This is a genomic window from Rhodococcus phenolicus, assembly GCF_001646785.1.
Lineage (GTDB): Bacteria > Actinomycetota > Actinomycetes > Mycobacteriales > Mycobacteriaceae > Rhodococcus > Rhodococcus phenolicus.
In genome coordinates this window covers 64,920-89,282 of the sequence record NZ_LRRH01000056.1, presented here as the reverse complement: position 1 = coordinate 89,282, position 24,363 = coordinate 64,920, and the positions used below count along the sequence as shown (strand labels likewise).

Annotated in this window: 20 protein-coding genes; 16 read left to right on the top strand and 4 right to left on the bottom strand. The window is 66.4% G+C overall.

What is annotated here, in order from left to right; all coding sequences use genetic code 11:
- Nucleotides 1-146 precede the first annotated feature (146 nt).
- Nucleotides 147-755, bottom strand: a complete 609-nt coding sequence (locus A8G15_RS16320) for a TetR/AcrR family transcriptional regulator (protein ID WP_068161576.1) — start codon at nucleotides 753-755, stop codon at nucleotides 147-149.
- Between the two features lie 127 nt (nucleotides 756-882).
- On the opposite strand from A8G15_RS16320, the gene A8G15_RS30695 reads away from it, so the two are divergent.
- The 15 genes from A8G15_RS30695 to A8G15_RS16245 all read left to right on the top strand — a co-directional run bounded on the left by A8G15_RS30695 (nucleotide 883) and on the right by A8G15_RS16245 (nucleotide 19,191).
- Nucleotides 883-1,380, top strand: a complete 498-nt coding sequence (locus A8G15_RS30695; RefSeq protein ID WP_156665427.1) for a hypothetical protein — start codon at nucleotides 883-885, stop codon at nucleotides 1,378-1,380.
- A 376-nt stretch (nucleotides 1,381-1,756) separates the two neighbouring features.
- Entirely contained in the window at nucleotides 1,757-2,422 is a 666-nt protein-coding gene (locus A8G15_RS16310; protein ID WP_068161571.1) for a class I SAM-dependent methyltransferase, read from the top strand.
- Nucleotides 2,404-3,864 carry a cytochrome P450 gene (locus A8G15_RS16305; RefSeq protein ID WP_082899946.1) on the top strand — a complete coding sequence of 487 codons (1,461 nt, stop codon included), beginning with the start codon at nucleotides 2,404-2,406 and terminating at the stop codon, nucleotides 3,862-3,864. The genes A8G15_RS16310 and A8G15_RS16305 overlap by 19 nt, the downstream gene beginning before the upstream one ends.
- Nucleotides 3,861-6,149: an MMPL family transporter gene (locus A8G15_RS16300; RefSeq protein WP_068161569.1), complete on the top strand. Its 2,289-nt coding sequence runs from the start codon at nucleotides 3,861-3,863 to the stop codon at nucleotides 6,147-6,149. Before A8G15_RS16305 ends, A8G15_RS16300 begins: the two co-directional genes overlap by 4 nt.
- A gap of 132 nt (nucleotides 6,150-6,281) precedes the next feature.
- Complete coding sequence (locus tag A8G15_RS16295) at nucleotides 6,282-7,505, top strand: aminotransferase class I/II-fold pyridoxal phosphate-dependent enzyme (RefSeq protein WP_068161566.1); 1,224 nt, start codon at nucleotides 6,282-6,284, stop codon at nucleotides 7,503-7,505.
- A gap of 108 nt (nucleotides 7,506-7,613) precedes the next feature.
- Nucleotides 7,614-8,720: an acyl-CoA dehydrogenase family protein gene (locus A8G15_RS16290; RefSeq protein ID WP_068161604.1), complete on the top strand. Its 1,107-nt coding sequence runs from the start codon at nucleotides 7,614-7,616 to the stop codon at nucleotides 8,718-8,720.
- Nucleotides 8,717-9,766, top strand: a complete 1,050-nt coding sequence (locus A8G15_RS16285; protein ID WP_068161562.1) for a saccharopine dehydrogenase family protein — start codon at nucleotides 8,717-8,719, stop codon at nucleotides 9,764-9,766. Before A8G15_RS16290 ends, A8G15_RS16285 begins: the two co-directional genes overlap by 4 nt.
- Nucleotides 9,763-12,090, top strand: coding sequence for a PEP/pyruvate-binding domain-containing protein (locus A8G15_RS16280; RefSeq protein ID WP_068161561.1), 2,328 nt, complete (start codon nucleotides 9,763-9,765; stop codon nucleotides 12,088-12,090). Before A8G15_RS16285 ends, A8G15_RS16280 begins: the two co-directional genes overlap by 4 nt.
- Complete coding sequence (locus tag A8G15_RS16275; protein ID WP_068161559.1) at nucleotides 12,087-13,331, top strand: aspartate aminotransferase family protein; 1,245 nt, start codon at nucleotides 12,087-12,089, stop codon at nucleotides 13,329-13,331. The genes A8G15_RS16280 and A8G15_RS16275 overlap by 4 nt, the downstream gene beginning before the upstream one ends.
- Nucleotides 13,332-13,386: 55 nt before the next feature.
- The gene (locus A8G15_RS31120) at nucleotides 13,387-13,866 is read left to right on the top strand and encodes a hypothetical protein (RefSeq protein ID WP_068161557.1); all 480 of its coding nucleotides are present in this window, start codon (nucleotides 13,387-13,389) and stop codon (nucleotides 13,864-13,866) included.
- Entirely contained in the window at nucleotides 13,863-15,218 is a 1,356-nt protein-coding gene (locus tag A8G15_RS16265) for an NAD(P)/FAD-dependent oxidoreductase (RefSeq protein ID WP_082899945.1), read from the top strand. The genes A8G15_RS31120 and A8G15_RS16265 overlap by 4 nt, the downstream gene beginning before the upstream one ends.
- Nucleotides 15,215-16,231, top strand: coding sequence for a hypothetical protein (locus A8G15_RS16260; protein ID WP_068161551.1), 1,017 nt, complete (start codon nucleotides 15,215-15,217; stop codon nucleotides 16,229-16,231). Before A8G15_RS16265 ends, A8G15_RS16260 begins: the two co-directional genes overlap by 4 nt.
- Before the next feature lie 11 nt (nucleotides 16,232-16,242).
- Nucleotides 16,243-17,271: a DUF2156 domain-containing protein gene (locus tag A8G15_RS16255; protein WP_169833904.1), complete on the top strand. Its 1,029-nt coding sequence runs from the start codon at nucleotides 16,243-16,245 to the stop codon at nucleotides 17,269-17,271.
- Nucleotides 17,272-17,293: 22 nt separating this feature from the next.
- Nucleotides 17,294-18,286, top strand: coding sequence for an NAD-dependent epimerase/dehydratase family protein (locus A8G15_RS16250; protein ID WP_169833903.1), 993 nt, complete (start codon nucleotides 17,294-17,296; stop codon nucleotides 18,284-18,286).
- Nucleotides 18,283-19,191, top strand: coding sequence for a bile acid:sodium symporter family protein (locus A8G15_RS16245; RefSeq protein WP_068161547.1), 909 nt, complete (start codon nucleotides 18,283-18,285; stop codon nucleotides 19,189-19,191). The genes A8G15_RS16250 and A8G15_RS16245 overlap by 4 nt, the downstream gene beginning before the upstream one ends.
- On the opposite strand, the gene A8G15_RS16240 is transcribed toward A8G15_RS16245, so the two are convergent.
- The 3 genes from A8G15_RS16240 to A8G15_RS16230 all read right to left on the bottom strand — a co-directional run bounded on the left by A8G15_RS16240 (nucleotide 19,169) and on the right by A8G15_RS16230 (nucleotide 23,217).
- Nucleotides 19,169-21,421: a M28 family peptidase gene (locus tag A8G15_RS16240; RefSeq protein ID WP_068161544.1), complete on the bottom strand. Its 2,253-nt coding sequence runs from the start codon at nucleotides 21,419-21,421 to the stop codon at nucleotides 19,169-19,171. The two genes, A8G15_RS16245 and A8G15_RS16240, sit on opposite strands and share 23 nt — an antisense overlap.
- 74 nt (nucleotides 21,422-21,495) lie before the next feature.
- The gene (locus A8G15_RS16235) at nucleotides 21,496-22,719 is read right to left on the bottom strand and encodes a globin domain-containing protein (protein WP_068161540.1); all 1,224 of its coding nucleotides are present in this window, start codon (nucleotides 22,717-22,719) and stop codon (nucleotides 21,496-21,498) included.
- A gap of 57 nt (nucleotides 22,720-22,776) precedes the next feature.
- Nucleotides 22,777-23,217, bottom strand: coding sequence for an RrF2 family transcriptional regulator (locus tag A8G15_RS16230; protein ID WP_068161599.1), 441 nt, complete (start codon nucleotides 23,215-23,217; stop codon nucleotides 22,777-22,779).
- Between the two features lie 183 nt (nucleotides 23,218-23,400).
- On the opposite strand from A8G15_RS16230, the gene A8G15_RS16225 reads away from it, so the two are divergent.
- Nucleotides 23,401-24,297 carry a universal stress protein gene (locus A8G15_RS16225; protein ID WP_245687867.1) on the top strand — a complete coding sequence of 299 codons (897 nt, stop codon included), beginning with the start codon at nucleotides 23,401-23,403 and terminating at the stop codon, nucleotides 24,295-24,297.
- Nucleotides 24,298-24,363: the final 66 nt, after the last annotated feature.

The window sequence follows — 24,363 nt, the reverse complement described above, 5'->3', positions numbered from 1 at the left end:
AGCGTGAGCAGGTCGCCGGGCGGGAGGCGGCGGGGGCGGATCGCCGGACCGCGCTCACCGAGATGATGCGCGACTACGTGCGCAACATGGCCGGGGGCCGGCCTGTGCACGAGTGGGGTTCGTGAGCGGACGGCTCCGCCGCCGCCCTACCGCGCAGTGCGGCGCAGACCCGAGAACATGTGCAGGATGACGGTTTCCAGCTCCCCTGACGCGGAATCGGTTTCATCGGTACCGGCGAGGGACTTCGCGGCTCCGCAGAGGACGTCGAAGACGAGCCGGGTGGTGGCCTCGATGGACACCGGCTTCAGTTCTCCCGCGTCGTCGAGTTCGACGAGCAGGGCCCGGATCATCGGGAGTACCAACTCCTCGTCGAGGGCGCAGGTGCGTGCTTCGCCGAGGACGCCGACGACCTGCTGCAGCAACGAGCGGGCCTCCTTGTCCTCGGCGTACACCGTCAGGTAACTGCGCAGCGCGCGTACCACGCGTTCCCAAGGGTCCTCGACGTCCGCCATCGCGTTCGCGACGGTCGCCAGACCGCCGGCGAGCGAGTCCCGGAACAGTTGCGTGAAGATTGCCTGCTTGTCCGAGAAATGGTGGTACACAGCGCCCTTGCTGACGTTCGCGAGCTTGGCGATGTCCTCCACGGACGTGTCGGCGAACCCGCGGTCGACGAACAGGGTGCGCGCCGCTTCCAGTACCGCGTCCCGGGTCAACGCGGCATACATCTCGCGGCGGCTGGTCTTGACAACGTTCACAGTACGCGACGATACTCTTCGACCATGAGTATTTGACCGACTCGGAGTATGTGAACGAACCAGAGTTCTCCGTATGCTCCGGTCGGCGCAGCGCAGTGCAGTGATGGCGTGCACGAGGGAGGTCGTAGTGAGTTGGGACGAGTACCACCGGAAAGTTGCAGTCATCGATGCCGTACTGGACCGGGCGGCCGGCACGGGCCAGGTCGCTGTTCCGTACGCCGATGTCCCAGGGGCGTCGACGGTATTCGCGTCGGAGTCGGATCTGGTCTCGGCACTCGAAGCGAAATGGTCCGTTCTCTACCGTGGGTTTCTCGAACAAGAAGCGTTCGAGGGCGAGTGCACCGGGGCGAGTCCTGTGGAAATCGCCCGGTCTGCGTGGGATCGCGTCGATGCCGTGCAGCCCGCCCTGCGGCGCCTGATCGACCACAACTCGCCCCGAGGCGGCCCGGCGCTAGCCTGTGCCGCCGGAGATGTGCGGATCGAAGCCGCGGGAGCCGGCGGCGGGCCGTCGCAGCCGTGGCGTACGAACGTCGTGGGCGTATCGGGGCCGAGTGGTGTCGGAGCCGAGGTCGGGGCGCTGATGGTGTTGCTGTTTTTTGCGTTCGTGCTGTGGTCCTTGTACTGAACGCGCTGGCCGTCAATGCGATCTCGAACTGTCCGCAGACGAAGTGTGGACAATTGAATCGAAATGTCGACAGATGTGCGGAATTTGAAGAAACATTCGGTCTGTATGCAGAAGATATTGCATTGAGTACACCGAAACCGTTGCGGTGAACCTCAATTGGCCTATTCGTCGTTGTGGCCCCCGTAGTTGATCTTGTGATGAGTCATCAGGATAGGGGCTGAATTCCGTCGCGCGTGCGCGTGCCCCTGCGGTGCGTGTTCAACGCTTATACAGTCGCATTCGTCGGTGTGCGCAGGGGTGCACTGCAATCTTTCGCAGGGGGGAACGTGAAACATCTCGTGTCCGGGCTCGGCGCATCCGAATGCGGTGAGCGTCGATGAAACAGCCACTCGGGGTACTCGAAGCGAATTTTCTCAAGCCCGTGGGTCTTCCGGGGAAGGTTGTCGGGCATCTCATGTCCGTACAACATCGAAGTCTGACCGGATGGGCGCTCGACACGATCGGAATTCCCCCCGCCGCGAGCGTTCTCGACGTCGGATGCGGCTCGGGAATGGCACTCGGAATGGTGTCCCGTCGCACATCCGGACGACTCATGGGTGTCGACTACTCCGATGTGATGGTGGCGCAGACACTTCGGAGGAATCGGGCCGCAGTGCAGGCGACCAGGCTGCGCGCGGCGAACGGGACGGCCGACCGACTCCCGTGTGACGACAATTCGTTCGATGTCGCACTGGCAATCGAAACCGTGTATTTCTGGCCGGATCTCGCAGCGGGGCTGCGCGAAGTACACCGAGTGCTGCGACCCGGAGGGCGCATCGGAGTTGTGGTCGAGATGAGCAAGGAATCGATGCTCAGTCCCACACTCGTCCAGAGAACTGTCGGCCGCAGATTCATCGAACGGTCCGAAGCCAGTGGAATGACGATACTTTCGGCGGACGCGTTGTGCGGGTACCTCAACGATGCCGGATTCGACGACAGCCGGTGGGCCACGCGCCCGGAACGTTCTCTCGGCTGGCTCTGTGCATGGGCGACGAAGCCGTGAGCACCCGGCTCGACCCGTCCCACAGCGACACGTGCCGAATCGGCGGTGCAACCGCACCGCTGAAGGTGCCGACCAGTGATCGCGGGGTGATTCGCACCGTCCGAGACTTCAGGTCCGACATCCTGAAAGCAACAGAGCAGGGATGGCGACGTCACGGCGACATCGTCAGATACCGGCTGGGACCTGTTTCGGTGTATTGCATCTCGGACAGCGAGCTGGCGCACGAGGTGTTCGTCAACCCGCTGCTCTACGGCAAGCTCGGTGCCGACAACCCTCTGCGACTGGTTCTCGGCACCGGGCTGCTCACCGCGTCCGACCACGAGGTCTGGAAGCGCAACCGCAGGATGATGCAGCCGCTGTACTCTCGGGCGAGCATCGAACAGATGTACTCGACGATGCACGACTGCGTTGCCCGGATGGTCGACCGCATCGAGACGCACAACTCGGCCGGAGACACGATCGACATGCACCGGGTTCAGATGGAAGTTACTCTCGACGTCGTTTCGCGCTGCATGTTCAGTGTCGGGATCGCCGATCTCGGCGACGCCGCAGATCCGCGATCGGTCGAACACGCGCTGAACTTCGCTTTCGACCGACTGCAGAATCCGCTCAGTCCACCGCTGGCCTGGCCGACACCGACCAACAAGCGATTCCGAAGGATCATGGACGAGTTCGATGACGTCGTCTACCGCCTGATCGCCGATCGCCGCGCTTCGGACCGCAACCACGGTGACATGTTGGACATGCTCATCGACGCGCGTGACGAGGAAACCGGGGAAGCTCTCGATGACAGAGAGATTCGCGACGAGGTCATGACCACCTTCGCCGCGGGCCACGAGTCCACGGCGCAGACTCTCACCTGGGCGATGTACCTGCTGTCGAAGAACCCGGATGTCGTCGACCGGCTCCGCGACGAGGTCGACAGCGTACTGGACGGACGGCTGCCCACGGCAGCGGATCTGAAGAACCTTCGATACACCGCAGGTGTGGCCGCGGAGGCACTGCGCTTGTTCCCGTCTGCCCCGCTCATTCCGCGGCTGGTTGCGCGGGACTGCACGCTGGGCGGTCACCGGCTCCGCGCAGGCAGTCGCGTTCTGGTCTCCCTGTACAACATCGGCCGCGATCGACGGCACTGGGAAGATCCGGAGGCGTTCCGGCCGGACCGATTCGAATTCGACAAGCCGATCGGGGTCGACCACAAGGCGTATGCGCCGTTCGGTGCCGGACCGCACATCTGCATCGGGAAGCACTTTGCGATCGCCGAATCGCAGATGATCCTCGCGGGTTTGTTCCAGCGCTTCGAATTCCGGCACGATCCTCATCACGAAGTCCGCACGCTGGCCTCGATCACTCTTCGTCCCCGATACGGCATGGACATGATCTATCGCCCGCGCACGGACCGGCCCGCCGGAGCGCCCCGCACGGGGAGGTCGGCGTCGTGAGACGGTTCTTCGACACGCTCGTGCGATCACGGTGGGGAATCGTCCTGGCATGGCTGGGTGTGTGCGGAGTGAGCGCTGTCTTCGCGTTGTCGTCGAACGATCACCTGTCCGGCGGTGGATGGTACGTCGAGGGATCCGATTCGCAGATCGCCGCCGAGACGCTGAGCGCCGGCTTCGAAGGCCGCGGACCGTCCTCGTTCGCGCTCGTCGTGACGGTCGATTCGGCGGACGTGTCCGACCGGGTGTTCCGCTCGTCCGTCCAGTCGGTGTTCGACGTCGTCGCGGACGAGCTGGGGGATTCCGCGGTCAGCAGATTCGGCTGGTCGACGATTCCGGACGGATTCGGATCCCAGTTCGTCGGTGCGGATCGCAACATGGTCGTCGATTTCGTGGGAACGGATCTCGACGACGGGACCGCGCGCCGCGAATTTCCGCATATCCAGGACGAACTGAACGCGCACTTCGAAGGCACGGGCGTGCACGCGACGATGATCTCCGCGTCGGCGTTCTGGGGGGAGATGAACGAGCTGTCCGAATCCGGGCTCATCCGTTCGGAACTCATCGCACTGCCCGTGCTGGCGCTGGTCCTGCTCTACGTCTACCGATCCGTGGCCGCGGCTGTGCTGTCGGGTGTCGTCGGCGGTGCGTCCGTCCTCCTGTCCGTCGGTGCACTGGGTTTCATCGCCCGGCACACCGAGGTGTCGTTGTTCGGCAAGAGTGCGGCAACCATGCTCGGACTCGCGATCGGCGTGGACTACTCCCTGTTCATCATCAGCCGTTACCGGGAGGAACTCGGCGCGGGTTCGAGCCCGGTTGCCGCCCTGAGGACTGCGTGGGTCAGATCCGGAGAGACGGTGGCCGTATCCGGGCTGACGATCATGGTGGCGTCCACGGCGTTGTTCGTCGTCCAGCTGAACGTCATCAGGTCCATGGCGCTGGGTGCGATGTTGGGGATCGGCGCCGCGATGGTGATGAGCCTGCTCGTTCTCCCGGCGCTGATCGTGATCTTCTCCCGGTGGATCGGCCCGCGTGCGCCGGTCTCCGACGCAACGGGATCGCGGCGGACGATCTGGGAACGTGCCCCCCGATTCGCGATGAACCGGCCGTACACCACGATCGGCGTCTGTCTGGCCGTGTGCGGTCTCCTGGCGGTGCCTGCGCTCCGGATGGACACGGTCACGCCCGACTCGTCGATCCTTCCTTCGTCCTCTCCGTCCGCAGTGGGATACGAAGCGATGCGGACGCAGTTCGGGACCGGCGCGGTCGCACCCGTCAATGTCGTCGTGACCTTCGGGGAGCCGGTGGCCGAGGCATCGAACCTCGACAGCCTGAACGAATTCGTGACCGCGATCGATGACCTTCCGGGAGTCGTCGCCGTCAACAGCGTGCTGCCCACCATGGCGACATTCGGTGAAGGGGACGCACTCGAGGGGCTTCGCTCGACCGACCGCAACGCCGGCGACACACGGGCCGCGGCCGTGAACCGATACGTTTCGGCGGACGGCAGAAACCTGGTTCTCGAGGCGATCGTCGACGGCGAAGCGTCGTCGCCGACAGCCAGAGCCGTGGTACGGGAGATCAGGGAGCTGGGCGCGGACCGGAACGAACTCGTCGTACACGTCGGCGGCGAAACCGCCGAGGGTATCGACGCGAACGCCGAGATCGAACGTCGGCTGTGGACCGTTCTCGCGCTGATGCTGATCGGCATCTTCGCGCTCCTGTTCGTGTACTTCCGGTCGGTGTTCATTCCGCTCAAGGCCGTCGTGGTCAACGTCGTCTCCATCTCCGCCGCCTACGGTGTTGTCGTCCTGATCTTCCAATTCGGCTGGGGAAGAGTAATATTCGGATCCGACAGTGTTGCCGACCTGACGAACTTCGTTCCGATCGTTCTCGCAGTTCTCCTGTTCGGTATCAGCACCGACTACGAGGTCTTCCTCATCAGCCGGATACGTGAGGCGTACCGATCGAACGGTGGAGACACCAGAGCGGCGGTCGTCGAAGGATCGGTGCGCACTGCGCCACTGATCTCGGGGGCCGCCCTGTTGATGATCACCGTGTTCCTCGCGTTCACGCTTGCGGCGGTTCTGCCGATGCAACAACTGGGACTCGGGCTGGCGGCCGCGGTGGCTCTCGACGCCACCCTCATTCGCCTTCTCGCCATCCCGGCTGCCATGTCCGTCATGGGACGCTGGAACTGGTGGACACCGATCTTCGCGGACAAGTCGATGGCGGTCGAACCACCCGGCGAGCAGAGAGACCAGCGGGCGACGGTCCCCGTACAGTAGCGAACTCTCGCGGACTTGTCCGCGCCACATCTACGTCTCACAGCACCCGGCAGAAGGCCGCGGTGGCAACGGAGCCACCGACGCATCCGGCCGGCAGTGGGGCGACGCATATTCAACTGGGGGTAGCAGAACATGAGTGGTACGCCGCTTTCCGAATTGATCGGCCACGATGCCCGGATCGAACTGTTCAAAGGACTGCGCGACAGCGGTCACCTGCCGTTCTTCCGGGAGATGCAATCGGCACCGGCGCCGACAACAGACATGGAAGGCCGGCCGCGAATCATGCTGGGGTCGAACAACTACCTGGGGTTGTCGACACACCCACTGGTGGTGGAAGGCGCCCGGCGGGCATTGTCCGAATACGGCACGGCAACAACCGGGAGCCGTCTGATGAACGGCACGATCGCCTTGCACACCCGGATCGAGGCGGAACTGGCCGAATGGCACGGAACCGAAGATGCGATCGTATTCACCACGGGCTACCAGACCAATCTGGGAACGATCGGAGCTCTCGTGCCCAGAGGCGCCGCGGTCGTCGTCGACCAGTACGCGCACGCTTCGATCCAGGACGGTTGCCGTCTCGCCGGCGCTGACATGCGGCGCTTCCGCCACAACGATCCCGAATCGCTGCGCGCAGCACTCGCCGAAATCGGCACGGCGCCGGTACTGGTCGTCATAGACGCGCTCTACTCGATGGAGGGCGACTTTGCGCCCTTGCGCGAACTGGTCGACGTCTGCGAGGACTTCGGCGCGGTTCTCATGGTGGACGAAGCGCACAGTGTCGGGCTCTTCGGCCGCCGTGGTACCGGAGTGAGCGAGATGGCGGACCTGGCAGGGCGGATTCCCATCCGGATGGGCTCGTTGTCCAAAGGTCTCGCATCCACCGGCGGATTCGTCGTCGGGACCCACGAACTCGTCGATACGATCCGTGCACGTGCCAGATCGTTCCAATTCAGCACGGCCGGAGTCCCGTCGTCCCTCGGCGCGGCACTGGCATCGGTTCGAGTTGCCCGGAGCGGGGAGGGCCGCGCACTCGCCGCTCGTTCCGCCGAGAACTCACGCTTCCTGCGGTCGGCGCTGGATGACCGTGGAGTCGATGTCGGCCGCGATCCCAACGTCGCAGGCGTGTCGACGTCGCCGATCGTGCCCGTTCACGTCGGTGACGATCTCCGTGCGATTCGAGCGTGGCGCACGCTGTTCGAATCCGGAATCTACTGCAACACAGCGGTTCATCCGGCAGTGGCGGCCGGGTCCGCACTGCTCCGGGTCTGTGTCATGGCAACACACACCACAGCCGAACTCGAATCCGCTGCCGACGCGATCGCGCACTGCCTCGATCTCGTCGCGGTTGCATGACGCGGTCCGCCCACCACACATCGGAGTGTCCACATGAGTACAGTCATCGAGCATCGCGCTCGGCCGGACCGAAGTATCTGGCCGATTCGAGAAAGACTCGTGGAAAAGATGTTTCCCGATCTGGACGAATACCTGAACTCGACGTCGCTGCTGGATCTCGAGAGCCGGGATTCGGAGATCGTCGAGCGATTCAAGGCGTCGGGCGCGATCGGGCTGATCGTTCCCGAAGCACTCGGAGGTGCCGGCGCCACCGCCAGGGACTCGATCGCGGTGCAGCGTGAGATCGGCAGTCGCTCGCCCTCGTTGGGGGTCGCGACGACGATGCACCACCTTTCCTTGGCGACACTGCTCGAGTATGCGCACGCGGGAACCGCGGACGATCTGGACCTCGCACGTTCGATCGTGGGCGCGAACATGCTCATAGCGTCGGGATTCGCCGAAGGCCGAACGGGATCGAGCGTGTTCGAACCCGCGATGCAGGCCGAGCGAACACCGGGCGGATACATCATCTCGGGATCGAAGAAACCGTGCAGCCTTTCGGCGTCCATGGACCTGCTGACCGCGACGGTGCTGGTGCCGACCGGAAACGGACCGGTCCGGGGAATTGCTCTCGTGGCGGCAGATTCACCCGGGGTCACGGTCCGTCCCTTCTGGAAGGCCGGCGTCCTCGCGGCCTCCGAGAGTGACGAGGTCGTTCTGGACGAGGTCTTCGTACCGGAGGCGCTCGTCGTCGCCGACGTGGACGGTGTCTCGATGAGCGAGCACGAGATGACCGGCTTCCTCTGGTTCGGAATGCTGATCACCGCGGCGTATCTGGGAGCATCGTGCCGGTTGGTGGAGATGCTGCTGACGAAGCGCGGCGCAGACGCCGAGGCAGTCGCGTGTGCTGCGGGAGAACTCGAAGCGTCGTATGCCGCAATCGACGGTGTCGCGCGCCGGTTCGACGCCGGCGAGCGTGGCGCGGAACTGTCGGCGCATCTGCTGCTCCTGCGGTACACCGTGCGCGAGTCGCTGCGACGGTCCGCCGCGGTGAGCGTCGCCGCGCTCGGTGGTTCCGCGTTCATCGCCGGACCCGAGGTCGCATACCTCGAATCCGTCGTGCACGCGTACGGATTCCATCCACCCTTCCGGTCACAGACGGCCGACGGCCTCGCCTGCTACATGAAGGGCGGACTGTTCACTCTCGCTCCCGGTTCGACCGGCGGTGTGCGATGACGGGAACGGATCGACCGCGGATCCTCGTCATCGGATCCGGAGTTCTGGGAACTTTCGTCGCACGTCGGATCCGCACCTGGGCGGACGTCGTCGTCGCGAGCAGATCACAACCCCGCGATGCGGGTGCCCATGTGCAGATCGAACTCACGGACCCCGTATCGGTGGCAGGCGTTTTGGGGGGATTCGATCTGGTCGTGAACTGCGTGCGCAGCCCGGAACTGTTGCCCGAGCGGTGGATCCTCGAATCCGGCGGCACGCTGCTGAACCTGGCGAATCTCAGTGCCGAGGAAAGTGCATCCCTACGCGCGGACGGACGGTCCCCTCGCGGGACCGTGGTGCTGAACGCCGGGCTCACCCCGGGTGTCAACAGTCTGCTCGCCGCGGACCTGCTGGCCCGATATCCGCAAGCCGACGAGGTCAGGCTGGTCATGAGTTTCTCGTACAGTGAGTCCGGTGGACCGCAGGCGGTCGGCGGGCTGGCGTATCGGCTGCTCGCTCGCGGTGTGAGGCACCGGACCGGCGTTTTCCACCTCGCCGAACCGTACGGGTCGCGCCGTTGCCTCGAGGTCGGCGACGCCGCCGACGGGCTGCTGGGGAGGACTGCCGACGGGCGCACCGGGAAGGTCTACTTCTTCTTCGCCGAGTCCTGGTTCCAGCGAAGCCTCCTCGCTCTCAACTCGATGGGGCTGCTCCGGTTGGTTCCGCGATGGATGTTCGTCGCGGGCCTGAAGGTGCCCGATGAGTTGACCCGCGAGAAGAAGGCGGATCTGGTGGAGGTCACGCTCGACGGACAGGTGCTCGCGGGGTACCGCTGCACCGGGATCGGAGACTACCGGTTGACGGTGGCTGCTGCGGACGTCTTCGCCGAGGCACTGCTCGAGCGCACGCCACTGAGTTCGGGGGTTCGCTCACTCGAGGACGTGGTCACCTTCGCCGGCGTTCGTAGCCGGCTCGAGGAAGAAGGCTTTCGGTTCGAGCCGGTACCCGTGAGCGAAGCGGTGACGGGTCTGTCCGCGGACGCATTGTCGTCGGGCCCGGTGTCGTGATCGACCTCGTCGCTGCCGCCGCCCACGGGCCGGAGCGGGTCGGCATCAAGGCCGCCATGCTCTCTCGCGCTGTCGAGCAGGGGTTCGATGTGCCCGCCGGAGTGGTGATCCCACCGGATGCGCCGGTGGCGGCCGAGGACATCGCCCGCATTCTCGGTGCTGCCCGATTCGCGGTGCGGTCGTCGGCTCCGGACGAGGACACGAGCACCTCGTCGATGGCCGGCAGGTATTGCACGCTGTTGGAGGTGGACGCCGCCGGTCTCGACGCCGCGATCGAAGCAGTCCGCCGCGGATTCGGCGCCGGCTCCACACCGGGGACATCGCATCCCGAGTCTCCGGTACCGGTACTCGTCCAGGTCATGGTGGACCCGAAGATCGCCGGAGTCGGCTTCTCCATCGACCCGGTGAGCGGCGACGGCGACCTCACCACGATCGAGGTGGTGTCCGGGCGTGGAGACACGGTGACGGACGGCTCGGTGGCACCGGCGGTCGCGCGTCGTCGCCTCGGTGCCGATGGAATGTTGGTCCTCGAATGTGATGATCGGATCGGGCGGCCCGAGGCCGAGCGGATCTGTGATCTGGTGGACGATCTCGCGGTCCGGCTCGGAACCCCGGTCGACGTCGAGTTCGCCTTCGATGGGATGACGCTGTGGCTCTTGCAGGTCAGACCGGTCACCGCTGTCGGATTCGGGGGCGTCGAAGGTGTGTGGACCACTGCGAACCTGCGTGATTCGCTCACCGACACCGTGTCGACCCTCACCGCGACGACAACGTTGGAGTCGATCTTTCCCGAGGCGATCGAGAGGGCGGTCCGCACGATCCTGAACGACCGCTCCGGTCACCGGCTCGTGGTGGCGCGGTCGATGTATGCCAGGCCGTTCTGGCGTGTCGACGGATTGCGTTCGCAGATGCGCCGGCTTCCCGGCCACGACCCGTGCATCTTCGACACCTCCGTCGGAATCGAGCACGACCCGAACGCGTCCCAACCCGCGGTCGGAAAATGGGCGGCACTCGGTTACCCCGGCATCGCCCTACGCAGCGTCCGTTACGCGTACAGCGTCCGGCGGGCCGCTGCCGATTGCGTCACCCGGAGCGAAAGCGTCCCGTGGACGGAGAGACGGCACGGGTACCGGGGATCGCCGGAAACCCTCGCCGATCGTCTGGATGCCGTGCTCCGGGAACACCGCCGGGTCTACCTGCTCTCGATGCAGGTCTCGCTGATCGCCGAGCAGACTCTCGACATCCTGCGTGCCTGCGCCGAATCGGTCTCCACCGCGGAGCGCGTCGTCCGTCCGGTGGAGCTGATGTCGGATCTCGGCGACCTCGCGACCGGTCGCGGCGCACGTGCCCTGGCTTCGCTCGCGGACCGGCACCGCGAGTCGGCGGATCTTGTCGTCGGCGCCTCCTGTCTCGACGATCTGCCGGCCGCGGTGTATGCCGGCCTCCGTGTGATCGCGGAGCGGTGGGGATACCTGTCCTTCTGCGACGACGAACTGTCGAACCCACGCTGGGACGAGGACCCGACCGCACCGTTGGCCCTGTTGCAGGCCAATCTGGGCAGATCTGCAACCGCGACCGAGGCAGAGGGACGGCCGGTTTCCTCACGTTATCGACGAGCGCGGCGAGATCTGCTCCGCGCCCGCTGGTACGGGAGAGCGGTCTTCGGTTCCGTCCTGGATCAGGCCAGATCGTGGGCGGTCCTTCGCGAGGACATGCGAGCCTGTGCCGCACGCCAGAACTACCTGTTGCGCGCCGTGTGTCTCGAACTCGCCGATCGTCTGGTCGAGACGGGGGTGCTGGAGGCTCGCGACGACGTGTTCTGGCTCACCGCGGACGAGGCCTCCGGGGCGTCGAGGTTCCGGGACACGGAGGATCTCGGCGCCCGTGCCCGCAATCGGCGTCGCCGCGCATCGATGTATCGCAACTGGACGGTTCCGGAGAGCATCTCGAACACGGGCGGTCTCGCCGGCCCGGCCGCGAGGTCCGGCGCGCCCGGTTGCGACGCAACGGATCTCGACGGTGTAGGGTGTTCGTCCGGAATTGTCGAAGGTCGCGCCAGAGTGGTCGGCGAACCCTCGGATCTCGCAGCCGTGACCCGGGACGACATACTCGTCGTCCGCACCGTCAACCCGGGCTGGGCGGCCGCGTTCGGGTGTGCACTCGGCGTCGTCTCGGAGAACGGCGGAATGTTGTCCCACGGAGCGATTCTCGCTCGGGAACACGGTGTCCCCGCAGTGGTCGGTGTACGGGGGGCGACCACCCGCATCGCGACCGGAGACATCCTTCGTATCGATGGAACGTCGGGGAAGGTGACGGTGCGGTGAGGGGCGAAACGAAGTCCGCAGGGGGTGAACTCGATGCAATCGGCCTCCTGGAGCGACACCTCTCGCCGTCGCGCGCGCAGTTCTACCGTGAACTCGGGGACGTGCCGGTTCCAGTGGGCAGCGCCGGTGTCTTCGTGATGCACGGCGGCGGCGCGGCCCTCCTCGATTGCCGCAGTGCGGGAGGAGTGTTCAATCTCGGGCACCGCAACGCCGGCATCCGTGAACTCGTCGTCGACGGTCTGGACGAGGTCGACATCGGGGACTGGCTCCTGCCGTCCCTGGATCGGGGTAAGGCGGCGGGCGCACTCACCCGGACGCTTCCGGACGAACTCGCGTTGGTGACCTTCGCGACGAGTGGAGGGGAAGCCATCGACATCGCCTGTGAACTGGCGCGTCGTAAGACCGGCCGAACACGGATCGTCGCAACCGACAACGCCTATCACGGTCAGGTGGGCATTTCCGGTCAGCTCTCGCAGGCCGGCTCGGCGGCCGTTCGCGTCGAGTCCGGAGAAGTCGGAACGGTGCCGTTCGGAGACATCGACGCCGTCGTGGCTGCCCTGGACGACAGTGTCGCAGCGTTCGTCGTCGAGCCGATCCAGGCCGCGGCCGGGGTGATGATCCCGGCGCCGGAGTACCTGCGGTCGGTGCGCAGCCGATGTGACGACACCGGGACCGTTCTGGTGGTCGACGAGGTGCAGACCGGCCTGGGGCGCACCGGTTCGATGTGGGCAATCGACCACATCGGGATCGTGCCCGACATCCTCGTCGCAGGAAAGGGGCTGTCCGGGGGCATCTATCCGGTGGCTGCGTGCGTCTACACGCAGGCCGTCGGGCGATCGATCGACGGCCAACCGTTCTTCCGTCCCAGTAGTTTCGGCGGGTCGGAAATCGGTTGCCGCATAGCGAGATACGTAGTCGATACCGTGAGTGCCGACGGCTTCCTCGCTTCGGTGCGCGAATGCGGGCAGTTGCTCGGCGACGGTCTCGACGATCTCGTTGCGTCGCGTCCCGGCCTGTTCTCGGCGGCGAGAGGCGTCGGCCTGATGCGGGCGCTGGATCTGCGTGAGCCCGGGCGGTGCATGGAGTTCGCGGGACATTGCTGGCGTGCGGGACTGCTGGTGTCGCCTGCCCCGAACCATCCCGGCTCGGTGCTGGTGATGCCACCCCTGGTCATCACCGTCGAGGAGGTGGCTGTGCTGCTGGAACGGCTTCGTACCGCCTCCAGGTATGCGCACGGATAGTGCGGAGCTGTGGCGAGGAACACGAGGAACTTCGAGACGAACAGGCGAACCGAAAGTGGATGCTCAGAACTACTTCGACACCAGGACGACCTACAGTCTGGTCCGAGGCGAATACACCGTCGCATTGGCGGCATGCGTTGTTCTCGCTGTTGTGCACATCGATCGGATCGAGTGGATCCCCGCCCTGGTGCTGTTCTTCTCCATCGACATCATCGGATATCTGCCGGGAGCGATGTACTGCCGGATCCGCGGTACGAACCACCCTCCTCGACGGTTCTACGTCATGTACAACGTGATGCACAGCGGCCTGACCCAGGGTGCCGTCGCCGGTGTGTGGATGCTGGTCTGCGGGCCGCAGTGGACACTGCTGGCCATCCCGATACACGTGTTCGCGGACCGAGGGTTGTTCGGCAACCAGATGAAGGTGTTCTCCACTCCGTTCGAACCGGCTCGCATCCGGCCCTTCACAGACCTGCTCGCCGAGATCGCGTTCCTGCAGGCGAAAGAGGAACGGCGCACCGAGGTCGCGCGATGACGGTGGAATCGGGACCTACTCCGTGGCGCGGGTACGACACCGTTTCGGCGGATCCGGACGAACTGGACCGTGGCGCGGAGTTCGACGTCGTGGTCGTCGGTGCCGGCCTCGTGGGCCTGGCGACGGCGAGGGAAATCCTGCGTAGGCAACCGGAGACATCGATCGCGATACTCGACGGCGTGGCGCCTGCCGCCGGAGCGAGCGGTCGCGGCACCGGGCTGGTCGGACCCCGGATCGGACCGGGTATCGATGTCCTGGAACGGCGTTTCGGTAGCGCGACCGCGCTGCGCTCGTACCGGGCGTCGGAGAGAGCCGTCGAGATCACGGTCGCGTTGTGCCGCGAACTCGACGTAGAGGTAGCCGAATCGGCGCAGTACGTCATAGCACGCACCGCCGCGGAGGAGCGAATGCTGTTCGCCCAGATGGGCGCCTATCGCCGGCTCGGCGTCGACGTCCTCGCGTGCAGTCGCCGCGGCCTCGCGGATGTGACGGCGACGCCCGTTCTCGCCGGATTGGCGTACAGGTCCGCGGCGATGGTCGATCCGGCACGATTGACGACCGCGCTCGCCCGTCGGGTCGCGTCTCTGGGAGCGGGGATGTATCACGGCGTACCGGTGTCCGATATCGGCCTGCACGGGGGACGTGTTCGAGTGCAGACGGGGCGGGGAGCGGTCGCTGCCCGATCGGTGATCGTCGCGACGAACGTCCCGACCATCCCGTCGGTCGCCCGGAGGGTCGGTGGGATAGCCGGGCTCACGGTATTCGGGGCGGCGACCTCCGGCTCCGCGGTGGCCGGGCCCGCCGAGCGGGTGGGATCGGCGTTCATCGGCGCGGATCCGCTGGCCCCGTTCCACGCGACGCGGCCCGACGGCTCGACCACAGTCGGGGGTGGCGGTGCGCGGTCCTCGATTCCCGGATCGGTTGTCCCCTTCGACATCACCACCTGGAATTGGCTCGAACGGTGGGCACGGATCACCGGAGCCATCGGGAAGAACGCGGAACTCGGGTACCGGTGGTCGGGGCCGATCGCGGTGACGGCCGACGGTCTTCCTGTGGTGGGTCCCGTCGAGGGAATGCCGGGTGTGTGGTTCATGGGGGGATGCGGCGGCCACGGACTCGCCATGTCGGCCTACAACGCGGGTGCGATCGCCGATGCGGTTTCCGGCCCGGGCGGTCGTCTGGTCGACCTACCGTGGATGCGATCACGCGCTCCCGGTCCGCGGGCATCGAGACCGGTTCGCGCAGCGGTCGGCGGATACATCCGCGTCAGAACACTGGCGATGAGGCGGGCTCAGTCCGCCGCTCCGGTACGAACGACAAATGTTCAACGCGAGGCAGGAGACAGGAAATGAAGATCGAGAGCAGTCTGCGCGACCCGGATGTGCTCAATTTTGCCCAATACGACGGCGAGAAGCGGGGTGGGCACTACGAGAGCTTCTACCAGCGTGCGAATCACCCGACACGACCGCTCGCGTTCTGGATCCGTTACACCGTGTTCGTTCCGAAGGGCCGGCCCGAATCCGCGATCGGCGAGTTGTGGTTCGTGTTCTTCGACGGGGAGTCGGGCGACCATGCAGTGATGAAGGAGGAGGTGCCGATCGACCGGTGCTCGTTCTCCACGACGTCGTTCGATGTCCGGATCGGCGACTCGGTGCTCACACCGGGAAAGCTCGTCGGCGGCGGGACCTACGAGAACGTGCGATTCGGCTGGGACCTTTCCTACACGTCCACGCACGATCCGATCTTCCTTCAGTCCCGCCGCGCGTACTCGTTGAAATTTCCGAAGGCCAAGAGCCTCATCGCGCATCCGCTTGCGGTCTTCAACGGTGTTGTGAACGTCGGCGACCGGGAGATCCCGGTGGCCGACTGGGTCGGCAGTCAGAATCACAACTGGGGATCCGCCCACACCGACAAGTACGCGTTCGCGCAGGTCGCCGGATTCGACGACGACCCGACCGCGTTCCTCGAGATCGCGACGGCGAAGGTCAAGGTCGGTCCGGTGCACACCCCGTGGGCAACAATGTTGGTCCTGCGCGCTCACGGGCGCGAGTACGACATGTCCTCGTTGATCCGTGCGGTCAGGAATCGAGGTGAATACTCCTTTTTCCGATGGGAATTCACCGCAGAGAACGACCGGGCCCGTATCACCGGCCGGATCGCCGCCCCGGGGGAAGCATTCGTCGGGCTCATCTACTACAACCCGTCGGGTGGTGTGAAACACTGCATCAACACCAAGATCGGAAGCTGCTCGCTCGAAGTCCACGACAAGTCCGACGGAACGACCTTCCACCTCGCGGCCTCCAACAGGACGCTGTTCGAAATCCTCACGGACGAACGGAATCACGGAATCGGAATCCGCGCATGATGCCGGCGCCGATGTCCATCGGCGTGGAGTCCGTGTTCCCGGCCGCCGCGTCGCGCGACGACGTGATTCGCTCGGCCCACCGATCGGTCTCGGCCTACACCTCGAACCCGAGTGCCTTCAACGGATTGTCCGACCGGAACGAGTACTACTTCGGCCGTCGCTGCGACGGAGTCGTCACCTATCGGACGCGCGGGGGCACCTCGATCGTATTCGGTGGTCCGGTGTGTGCGCCCCGGGACCGGGTATCGCTGTTGCACGAGTTCGACGCCCATTGTCGAAGCCGAGGGCACCGTGTCCTCGCCCTGCAGGTCGGTGCCGAGGACGTCGGCGCCTTCACAGCACTGGGGTTCCTCGTGAACCGAATCGGATCGTCGTATGCGCTACGTCTGGACGACTTCGGACTCGGCGGCAAGCGTTTCGTCAAGCTGCGAAACAAGATCGCGCGTGCCCGGCGGGCGGGTGTCGAGGTTCGCGAGGTGCCCTACGGTTCCGTCGCCGCCGACATCGCCCGAATAGACACGCGATGGTTGTGGTCGATGGAGCACGGCGGTGGACGTGAACTGGACTTCCTCACCGGATCGATGGGCGACGTCCTCCAGGCGCATCGGCGACTGTTCGTGGCCGAGGCCGGGGGGCGACCGATCGGTTACGTGTCGTACGTGCCGAGCTACGGGCCGCGTCCGGGTTGGTTGCACGACCTGACCAGGCGGGTGCCCACAGCCCCGCCCGGAACGATGGAACTGATCAATGTCACTGCCATCGAGCAGTTTCGGTCCGAAAGGACCGGCTGGTTGCATTTCGGGTTCACGCCGTTCGTCGACCTCGCGCCGACTGTTGTTCGGGGACGGCACAGCCGTGTCCTGGAATGGGCGATCGACACGATCGCCGAACACGGTGCCGCGCTGTATCCGGGCCGCACCCAGGTCGAGTACAAGACCAAGTGGGGGACCGAGACCGCCGACGCGGAGTACATGGCCTTCCGCGGCTGCCGATCCCTCCTGGACATCGTTAACGCGTTGCGCGTCACAGGAGTCGTATGAGTCCGGCATCGGGAGGTGGGTCGTGAAGGTCGCTGTCGTCGGCGCCACCGGCAATTTCGGTCGCGTGATAGTTCCGCGGTTGCTCGCAGACCCGAGGGTCACGGGTGTTGTCGCGATCGCAAGGAGGCGGTACTCGAGCAATGATCCACGGGTGCACAGCATCTCCGCAGACGTGCGAGATCCGGGCATGTGCGAGTACCTCCAGGAATGCGAGGTGGTGATCCACCTGGCGTTCGTCGTCTCGGAACTGCGGGACAAGAAGCTGACCCGCGAGGTGAATGTGCTCGGCACGATGAACGTCATCCGCGCCGCCGCGCAATCGGGGGCCCGGCGGGTGGTGGTGGCTTCGAGTGTCAACGCCTACGGTTCCGAGGTGTCCGAAGACTTCGTCACCGAGGACAAGTTCACGTTGAGCGATCCGGACCGCTACTACTTCCACGACAAATCGCAGGTCGAGCACTATGTCGACTGGTACCGTGCGTACTCGGCGAGTCCGTTGTCGATCGTGACACTGCGTTGTTCGTTCGTCGTCGGACCGGACTTCTCGAATCCGGCGATAGACGCGATGTGTTCGCGGTTCGCCGCTCTGCCCGAAGCGGATCGGGCGTCCTATCAGTTCCTCGCGCAGGACGACATGGCGGAAGCGTTCGCACTGGCAGCTGTCACGCCTTCCCTGGACGGTGCGTACAACGTCGCGCCGCCGGACCGCACGTCGATGCGCAGGCTCGCGGATCTGCACGGGCAGATCCTCGTCTCGCTTCCGATGCGCGCAGCGGTGACGATTGCCGATGTTCTGTATCGCCTTCGCCTGCTCGGGTATTCCGGGCAGTGGGTCACCGCCGGCGACATCAGTGTCGACTCGTCACGGTTCTGCCGGGCGACCGGATGGAAATCCTCGGCGTCGTCCGACGACAACGCGCTCACCATGCTCCGGTTGAACGGACGAGAGGTTCGCAACATCGACGTCGTCGAACGCAAGTGGCAGCGTATCTACGCAAACGAGGGAATCCGATGAACTCCGGTGTGTCCACGGCGGCGCTGCAGATTGCGCTGGCCGTGATCATGTTCGGTCTCGGCCTGTCGTTGACGGTCCAGGATTTCGCACGGATCGCGAGGCAACCGCGCGCGGTCGTGGTCGCACTCGGATGTCAACTGCTGTTGCTTCCCGTGATCGCCTTCGGCCTCGTTCTGCTGTTCGATCTCCCACCGCTCCTCGCGGTGGGAATGATGCTGCTGGCCGCGTCGCCGGGAGGGACGACCGCGAACCTGTTCAGCTACCTGTTCCATGGTGATGTGGCACTGAACATCTCGCTGACGGCGATCAACTCGGTGATCGCCGTGGTGACGCTGCCGCTGGTCGCCAACGTCGCCCTCGGCTGTTTCGATCCGCCGGATACCGACGGTTCGCTGGGTCTGCAGTTCACGAAGGTCGTGCAGATCTTTGCGATGGTACTGATACCGGTGGCCGCCGGCATGCTCGCGCGCTGGTTGTGGCCGGTGTTCGCGGTGCGGATGGACCGGCCGGTGCGGGTAGCGTCGGGTGTCGTCCTCACCGTGGTCATCGTCGGGATGATGTTCGCCGAACGCGAGAACGTCGGTGGCTACGTGGCCGATGTCGGCCTGATCACCGTGGTGTTCTGCGCCGCGAGCCTGACCGTCGGATACTACGTGCCCAGGGCGTGCGGACTGGGCGCTCGTCAGGCGATCGCGAGCGCAATGGAAGTCGGTATCCACAACGGCACCTTGGCGATCACGATCGCAGTTTCCGTGCTCGGCAGTGTCGAGATGGCCGTGCCTGCCGCCGTGTATTCGGTGATCGCATTCCCCCTTGCTGCGGTGTTCGGTTGGTTGGTGACCCGTACGGGCGGCGGGACACACCTCGAACCGAGGAGTTCCGTCACGGATGCACGGAGCGCGTGACGACGACGGCCGGTCCGACCACGACCTTGTCCTCCGGGGGTGTGTAGCCGGGGACGACGGAGAGGTTACTTGTCACATCCGCGACACGCACCTCGACGTCTTCGGCGGGCCCGGTGGTGTCGAGGTCCAGGCGCACCTCGATACCGTCCGTGCTCGCGGTGGTGAACACGAACCCGAAGTTCGCGCCCGGGTCGACGGGCGAGCCGTCCACGGTCGCGGCACGGACGGTCGCGCCGTCGACCCACAGGCCCAGCGTGGGAGCACCGCGTGGGGAGGACAAGCGCAACTGCACCATGCGTCCGCCGTCGGATTCGATGTCGCTCAGCATTTCGACCCGAGGCGGTTCGAGCGACGCGACCGGCGCGGGGCCGTGGGCGAGCGAAGTGCCCGGGCGCCACGGGAATCGGTCGGGCAACGGGGTGGGGGACTCGGTGAGCAGTTCGGCGCTCCAGTCGGATCGTGGCCGGCCCGGGGAGGCCCACACGGCGTCGCCGCGGTCTGCGTCGAGCGAGTAGAAGAGCTCTTCCTGGCGCGGTGCGGTTGCGCCGTCGCGGTTCGTGTAGCCACCGAGCAGCGTGCACGCGACCACCGCGAACGCGCCGACCACCGCGAACGGCGCGGCGCCCTCGCGCGGGAGCAGCGGCGCGGTCAGCGGCAGCAGCACCGCGAACAGCACCGCGACGAACGCCCCGGCGAGTGGCGCACCGAACGTCACTCCGGCGTCGAACGAGGCGAGTACCGCGGGAACGGCGACGAGCGCGGCCGGTACGAGTCCCGCGGCCATCGCGACGATCCGCCACCGCGACCTCCGTTGCGGGATCGCCTCGGCGACGAGCACTCCGAGCGCCGCCGGCAGTGCAATCAGCACCAGCGGCGTCGCGACGCCCAGGAACGGCAGTCCAGCCAGCGCGACGACGGCGACGACCATCAGCGCACCGACCGCGAACGCCGGAGCGCCGAATCGTCGGCGCACCGCCACGTACACGGTGGTGAGCACCGCTGCCGCGGCGACGACCGCGGCGAGTTGGTAGAAGCCGGGCCGGTAGGGTTCGCCGATCGGCACGGAGCCCAGACCGGGGACGGCACGCCGCGACAGCCACCACGGCAGGAATGCGGCGCCACCCGCGGCGACCGCGGCGAACAGCGCGACCCCCGCCGCACCCGCGATCCGTCCGGCGGACGCGTCGCGGCGCCGGACGCGGATCACCGCCAGCGCCGCGACCGCAGCGGCCAGTGCGAGGGTCAGTGCCACCTCCACCCACCGCGGGTAGTGCAGCAGTCCCCACGGTGTGGTGGTGACGACGTCGGTGCCCGCGTCGAGGGCGGTCAGGTCGGTGACGGTGAGGGTCCGTGCGGTGGCGAGGGCGACATCGCCCATCTGCTGCAGCGACGACCGGCTCAGACGATCCGGTGTGTCGAGCGGCGTGTGGTAATACGCACTGCCACCGGCGATCGCGGTGTCGTAGCCGTGGAGCCCCGCCTCGTCGAACCGGCGGAAGTCGGTGTCGTTGGGCAGCGCTTCGAAGGCCGTCTGGGTGAACGAGTCGGCGAGCGCGCCGGGCGCCTGCGACAGGATGCGCACCAGATCCGCGTTGGGAGAGGAGATCCGGAACGTCAGCGGCATCCCGGCATTGCCGCGCGCCTCGTGGTTGAGCACCACCATCGGACCGGGAAAGGGTGGCGTCTCCGCCGTGAACAGCCGGGCGCCCAGCAGGCCGCGCTCCTCACCGTCGGTCAGCAGGACCACGACGTTGTTGCGGGGCCGCTCGCCGTCGGACAGGGCGCGGGCGGTTTCGAGGACGGTGCCGATCCCGATGCCGTCGTCGGACGCGCCGGGGGAGGCGGTGACGGTGTCGTAGTGCGCGGCCAGAACGACCGTTCCGGTGGGATCCGCGCCCGGCAGCGTCGCGACGATGTTGCTCAGCGCGGCGCCGCGACGGGTGGGGGAATCGGTCGGGGAGAACCAGCCGATGCCCTCCTGGACGGTCGTGTCCCAGCCGAGGTCGTCGAGGGTCCCCACCAGGTATTCGCGGGCCGCGGTGTGGCCCGGCGAGGCGAGCGGCCGCGGTTCGGCGGCGACGACGTCGATGTGTTCGGCCGCGCGTGCCGCGCTGAATTCGCCGAGGGGCGCATCGGTCCCGAGCGGTGCGGGCGGATCGGGGACGATCACCGCACCCAGCCCGACGAGGAGAACGACGAGCAGACCCAGCGCGTTCGGCAGGCGATCCATGCTGGGAGCGTAACGGAGCAACGGCCGTATCCCCGGGCGCGAGACCCGGGAATACGGCCGTCACCGATGGAGCGTCAGGACGCCGGCGACCAGCTGTCCGGCCCGAAGACCTCGTAGTGGATGTTCTCGGCCGGGACGTTGCGTTCGATCAGGGCCTCGCGCATCGACAGCATGAACGGCAGCGGACCGCACAGGTACGCCTGGGTGTCGGGCTCGAGCGGCAGGTCGCTCAGCTCGGCGCGGCCGAGCCGGACGGTCTCGAGCGGCTGACGGGCGCCGAGATCCTCGTACCAGCGATGCACCTCGGCGCCGGGGATGCGCTCGACGAGGGTCGCAAGTTCGTGGCGGTGTGCGTGGTTCGCGGCGGACCGGTCGGCGTGCAGGACCGAGATCCGGCGGGGGTCACCGGTTTCCGCGAGATGCGAGAGCATGCCGATCATCGGGGTGCAGCCGATGCCGGCCGACGCGAGGAACAGCGGGGCGTCGTTCTCGGCGAGCACCAGGTCGCCGAACGGGGTGGTGACCTGCAGTTCGTCGCCTTCGAAGACGTTCTCGAACAGGTAGTTCGAGACCTCGCCGGCCGGCGCGACGGTGCCGTCCTCGGTGGGATGCGCGAGCACTCGCTTGACCGTGATGCGCCAGTCCCCCTGCGACGGCGCGCTCGACAGGCTGTATTGACGGATCTGACGGGCTCCGTCGGCGAGCTTGACGCCGACCGAAAGGTACTGTCCGGCACGGAACCCGGGCAGGGGGGCGCCGTCGAGTGAGGTGAGGACGAAGGAGACGGTGTCGGCGGACTGGTGGATGCGGTCGGCGACCCGCACGGTGCGCCACACGTCACCGGGTGCGACACCGGCGGACTTGTAGAGGTCGTCCTCGAGCTTGATCAGGGTGTTGGCCATCAGCCAGTACACCTCGTCCCACGCTGCTGCAACTTCGGGAGTGACTGCCTCACCGAGAATTTCGACGATCGCTTCGAAGAGGTGCTTGTGCACGATCCAGTACTCGTCGGGCTTGATGCCGAGGGATGCGTGCTTGTGGGCGATGCGGGACAGGATCGCCTCGACGCGGGCCGGATCGGGATCGAGTTGCAGGGTCGCGAACGCCGCGATGGAACCGGCCAGTGCCTTCTGCTGCTCGCCCTGCTTCTGGTTTCCGCGGTTGAACAGGTCGCGTTCGAGCTCGGGGTGCGCGGCGAACAGCTTCTTGTAGAACAACGGGGTGATGTCACCGATGGCAGCGCCCACGGCGGGCAGCGTCGCCTGGATGACTTCCTTGGATTGGGGGGAGAGCGGCATCGTCGGGCTCCGTTCTAGAGGGTTCCGGGGGAACGCGGTGAGTCTGTGCGGGCTGGTTCAGACGGCGGGACGGGTCAGGGTCAGCAGAACGGGGTTTCTCTGGGCTGTAGCGAGATCCGCGATCGTGACCGAGTCGAGTGCGGCGTAGAACGCCTCCTGGGCGTCGCGCAACGCTTTGCGGAGGCTGCAACCGGACCGCAGCGGGCACGGTTTCGCTCCGTCGCACTCGACGACCTCGTCGTCGCCTTCGAGCTGCCGTGCCAGCCATCCGATGGAGGCGGTCCGGCCGAGCTCGGTGATCGTCAGCCCTCCGCCGCGGCCGCGACGGGTGGTGACGACTCCGAGCTCGCTCAGGCGGGCAACCACTTTGGTGGTGTGGGCGTAGGACAGGTTCAATTGCTCGGCAACGAGTTTCGTGCTGGGCAAACCGTCCGCCGCGGTGGCTGCCAGATGCATCACAACTCTCAGTCCGAGATCGGTGAACTGGGTGAGTTGCATGAACACAGACTAGATAATTTGCATCTCGGATGACAATTTAATGTGATCCAGATCGCAGAGGCCGACGCTACCTGTATCCATCGTGTCGTGCCCGGGGCTTCCGATGCCAGGGAAGACCGGGCCCCATGCCGCGGGGACCAAAGTCCGTACCCGAGTCCGATGCGGCGGGTTAGCCTCGGGATCGTGAACCTTCCCGAAGACAACAATCAGGTGGTCGTAGGGGTGGACGGCTCGCCCACCTCGACATCGGCGGTGCGATGGGCGGCCGCGACCGCGTCGGCTCGCGACCTTCCGCTCCGGATCGTCCACGTCATCGACTTCTCGCCGGTCGGCTACTCCGGCGCCCCGTACGTCGAGTCCGCCAAGGTCTTCGAATGGGCCGAGGAGGACGGGCGCGTCATGCTGTCCGACGCCGTCACCGCCGCGCGCTCGGTCGCCCCGGACGTGGAGATCGAGACCACACTCGTCCCGGCGGGCGGGTCGCACTGGTTCGTGGAGGAGTCCGGCCGGGCCCGCATGGTCGTGCTCGGCGCGTCCGGCAGCGGGCGGATCGGTGAGGCACTGCTCGGGTCCACCCCGGTCGTCGTCGCCAGCCACGGCCGCTGTCCGGTGGTGGTCGTGCGCGGGGAGACGACCGACCCGAGCGCGCCGGTCGTCGTGGGTGTGGACGGCAGCAAGGTCAGCGAACGCGCCGTCGCCGCGGCGTTCGAGGAGGCCGCGCAGCGCGGGGTCCCGCTCGTCGCCGTGCACGTCTGGAGCGACGTCAACGTGGGCACCTTCTCCGGGGCCGACCGCGCCGAGCTTCTCGACCCGCAGGCGTTCGAGCAGAGCGAGCAGGTGCTGCTCGCCGAACGGCTGAGCGGCTACTGCGAGCGATACCCCGACGTGGTGGTGCATCGTGAGGTGTACCTCGACGGGCCGCGCGCCCACCTGCAGGCATGGAGCGAGAAGGCGCAGCTCGTCGTCGTCGGCAGCCGCGGACGCGGAGGCTTCACCGGCCTGCTGCTCGGCTCCACCAGCAACGGTCTGATCCGGGATGCGCGGTGCCCGGTGATGGTGGTGCGTCCCGAACGGGCGTGAGTTCCTGGGTAGGGTTCGGGTGCACGGTTTCGACGAGTGCCCTACCGGGCGCCGCAGGATTGGGGA

What these genes read in the sequence shown, in the direction of transcription:
- A8G15_RS16290 (WP_068161604.1), top strand. Translation starts at nt 7,614, where the DNA reads ATGTTTCCCGATCTGGACGAATACCTGAACTCGACGTCGCTGCTGGAT.
- A8G15_RS16310 (WP_068161571.1), top strand. Translation starts at nt 1,757, where the DNA reads ATGAAACAGCCACTCGGGGTACTCGAAGCGAATTTTCTCAAGCCCGTG.
- A8G15_RS16255 (WP_169833904.1), top strand. Translation starts at nt 16,243, where the DNA reads ATGTCCATCGGCGTGGAGTCCGTGTTCCCGGCCGCCGCGTCGCGCGAC.
- A8G15_RS16230 (WP_068161599.1), bottom strand. Translation starts at nt 23,217, where the DNA reads ATGCAACTCACCCAGTTCACCGATCTCGGACTGAGAGTTGTGATGCAT.
- A8G15_RS16285 (WP_068161562.1), top strand. Translation starts at nt 8,717, where the DNA reads ATGACGGGAACGGATCGACCGCGGATCCTCGTCATCGGATCCGGAGTT.
- A8G15_RS16260 (WP_068161551.1), top strand. Translation starts at nt 15,215, where the DNA reads ATGAAGATCGAGAGCAGTCTGCGCGACCCGGATGTGCTCAATTTTGCC.
- A8G15_RS16235 (WP_068161540.1), bottom strand. Translation starts at nt 22,719, where the DNA reads ATGCCGCTCTCCCCCCAATCCAAGGAAGTCATCCAGGCGACGCTGCCC.
- A8G15_RS16245 (WP_068161547.1), top strand. Translation starts at nt 18,283, where the DNA reads ATGAACTCCGGTGTGTCCACGGCGGCGCTGCAGATTGCGCTGGCCGTG.
- A8G15_RS16295 (WP_068161566.1), top strand. Translation starts at nt 6,282, where the DNA reads ATGAGTGGTACGCCGCTTTCCGAATTGATCGGCCACGATGCCCGGATC.
- A8G15_RS16265 (WP_082899945.1), top strand. Translation starts at nt 13,863, where the DNA reads ATGACGGTGGAATCGGGACCTACTCCGTGGCGCGGGTACGACACCGTT.
- A8G15_RS16305 (WP_082899946.1), top strand. Translation starts at nt 2,404, where the DNA reads ATGGGCGACGAAGCCGTGAGCACCCGGCTCGACCCGTCCCACAGCGAC.
- A8G15_RS16240 (WP_068161544.1), bottom strand. Translation starts at nt 21,421, where the DNA reads ATGGATCGCCTGCCGAACGCGCTGGGTCTGCTCGTCGTTCTCCTCGTC.